The sequence below is a fragment of the Eubacterium sp. An11 genome (genome assembly GCF_002161065.1).
Taxonomy (GTDB): domain Bacteria; phylum Bacillota; class Clostridia; order Lachnospirales; family Lachnospiraceae; genus Anaerobutyricum; species Anaerobutyricum faecale.
Map to the genome: position 1 here is coordinate 1 of NZ_NFLV01000064.1, position 2,740 is coordinate 2,740.

Here is a 2,740-nt window from a genome sequence, read left to right on the forward strand (position 1 = left end):
CTTTTCCGGATTTCCGGCAGTTCGCCGGCAGGTTCGGTGACCACGGGAGCAGGTCTTCCAGAAATCCACGGTCCGTGTCATCCAGATGTTTCGGGATCTCTGTGAGAAGATGCTCAAAATAATCATATGGTTTCAGTCCGTTGGCTTTCGCTGTTTCTGCAATGCTATAGATTATGGCACTGGCCTTTGCCCCTGCGACCGTATCGATCATCACCCAATTCTTCTTACCGATGCAGAATCCCCGGATCGACTGCTCCGCAGCATTATTGTCCATCGGGACTTCTCCGTCATCGAGGAACACTTTCAGGTATCTTTCCTGGTGGATGGAGTATTGGAAGCCTTCCCAGGTCTTGCTCTTCTGCGGCACTTTTGGGAGATTTTCTTTTATCCACGCGAAATAGGCCTCCACCAATGGGCGGACGCTCCACTGGCGGCGGTCCCTGCGCTCTTCTGCCGGGAGACCCTTTAACTGCTTTTCCTCCCGATAGATAGCCTGTATCATAGTCAGCGCCAGGTACGCGCGGCTGTCTTTCTGCTTTGCTTTTGGCAGGGCTTTGACCGCTTCGTCATACCGGCGTCTGGCGTGGGACCAGCATCCCGCGGTCTTCAGGTCTTCCCGTTCCTTTTCGACCGTGTGGTAGACCTGATACCCATCCGTGACGCAGATGCCGCTGAAACCTCTCAGGAATCCCCTGGGATGGCTGGCGTTGCGTGTCTTCTGGTACTCATACAAGATGATCTGCCGGCCTTCATACATCTGTCCCGTGCGGTACACCCACATGTAACTTTTCGCCCCGGCCGGACGTCCGTCCTTGTTCACCAGTACAGGGGTCTCGTCTGCCTGCAGCACATGGTAATGGTACATAGCCTCATGCAGGTGGTCATAAAGGACTGCAAGATACCTCTCCGCGCACTGGATCGTCCAGTTCGCCATGTTCTGCCTGGAGATATGCAGGCCGTACCGCGCGAACTCCTGCTCCTGCCGGTAAAGCGGGACGGCATTGACGTATTTGGCGTTCATCACTGCCGCCTCCAGGGACGGGGATACGAGGCTCCCTTTTAAAAGGCAGCCCGGGTGCGGGGCCTTTACGACTTCTTCTGTCTTTTTCCCGGCATATACCTTCACATGATGTTCTTCTACCTCCACCTTTGCCGGGGTAAAACGGTACCTGCGGTATATCTCATCGGGCAGCTGCTTCCATCCGCCCTGCCCGAACCGTTGCTCCAGTTCCTTTTCCTCCATGGAATGTTCGACCACAACGACCGGGAGCCCCTTCAGGTCTTCTTCCCGTTTCCCACGCTTCTTTTTCGGCCTCTGCCGGGGAACCTCTTCCAGGCTGTCATCAGCGCTTTCTGCAGCGACCGCCTCCGCTTCATTAAAAAAAACGATCGTCCCATCCACTTCCATAAAAGCAATCTGTCCCTCGGTCTCATGTTTCTCCGATGACCTGCCGAAACGGCGTCTTTTCTGGTCTGCCAGCTGCTCCAGTACAAGCTGGAGGTTTTGGTCGATCTGTCTGAGCTGCTCCTGTTGTGCCAGGAACAGCTGGATGATCGTCTCTTTGTCCAGGCTGTTCAGTTTTTCTTCTGTATATCCCATAACCATTTCCTCCCGGTAGTCCCACTGGTCCCAGTATAACAGAAAATGGCCATTTTTGCGAACCCTGCATGGGAAGCTGTCCGTCATAATGCCTATGGCCGCAAATGTACGGGGCCAGCGACAGAGCCGTTGTCCCCGTTCCTCTTTTTCTAAAAAGAAACAGGGGATCCTGCGGCATATGCGGTCGGATGGACGCGCCTGTGCCTGTCCCTGCTGCCGGGGACAGGGGCTCTTTCCGCTGAGATAACAGCTGTCTGGGATTTCTCTGTTTTGCACAAAGTCATCCGATATATTCCGGGGGTTCCACCATCCGGACGGACCTCTTCGGTGTGATCGTCAGCCCCTCCATCAGCCAGCGGAACTGCTGCTTTGTCAGCTTCCGCACTTCTTCCGCATTCCTCGGCCACTGGAACTGGCTTTCCGATAATCTTTTATATAGCAGGAGCCATCCATCCCCTTCCCAGACCAATCCCTTGATGCGGTCCGATCGTCTCCCGCAAAACAGGTACAGGGTCCCGGGGACATAGGGACTATTCCCTGTCTTTGTTTCGATCACTGCCGCCAGACGGTCCATACCAAAACGTAAGTCTGTATAGCCACAGACGATATAGACGGCCTGGAAACAGGTGGCGTCATTCAGCATCCCGGATCACCCGGAGTACTGTGGACAGGAGGCCAGGCGGTGTCGCTTCTGTCACACGGATCTTATAATCCCGGAGACAGATATCCAGCCCGGGCTCCATGGGAGTTGTGGCGGATGGGAGCTTTGCGGGCAGCCCCTGATCTACCGGGACGACCTGACCGGGGAGCTGCTCCTCGGGAAAGGCCGCCAGACATGCCCGTCTTACCTGACGGAGGCGGTAATAATAATTGGATCTTGAAATCCCATGGATCTCGCACCAATCCGATACCTTCATGCCTTCCGGACGGTTCTGGCAGTCCTTGATCTGTGCGGCCCATTCCTGGAGCCGGTACTGCGTTGCTACAACAGATGTTTCTGATCTCATAGTGTAGACTCACCTCATTTCTATAACAGTACTAAAAGTTGAGTACTGAACTATTAGCACGGATTGATAAGAATCGAGTCTATTGTCTCACATATGACTATGATTTTCGAGGTACGGAGTATTTACCGTTTAC

General features: G+C 54.2%; 3 protein-coding genes. All 3 read right to left on the reverse strand.

The genetic code is table 11. The features are described from left to right. Window positions 1-1,600: IS66 family transposase (locus tag B5E53_RS18380; protein ID WP_343215688.1), on the reverse strand; the 1,600-nt coding region annotated here is incomplete at its 3' end. Window positions 1,601-1,880: 280 nt separating this feature from the next. Next, entirely contained in the window at window positions 1,881-2,243 is a 363-nt protein-coding gene (gene tnpB / locus B5E53_RS18385; RefSeq protein ID WP_087317581.1) for an IS66 family insertion sequence element accessory protein TnpB, read from the reverse strand. Next, window positions 2,233-2,607 carry a hypothetical protein gene (locus B5E53_RS18390; RefSeq protein WP_087317583.1) on the reverse strand — a complete coding sequence of 125 codons (375 nt, stop codon included), beginning with the start codon at window positions 2,605-2,607 and terminating at the stop codon, window positions 2,233-2,235. Before B5E53_RS18390 ends, tnpB begins: the two co-directional genes overlap by 11 nt. Window positions 2,608-2,740: the final 133 nt, after the last annotated feature.

What these genes read in the sequence shown, in the direction of transcription:
- tnpB (WP_087317581.1), bottom strand. Translation starts at nt 2,243, where the DNA reads ATGCTGAATGACGCCACCTGTTTCCAGGCCGTCTATATCGTCTGTGGC.
- B5E53_RS18390 (WP_087317583.1), bottom strand. Translation starts at nt 2,607, where the DNA reads ATGAGATCAGAAACATCTGTTGTAGCAACGCAGTACCGGCTCCAGGAA.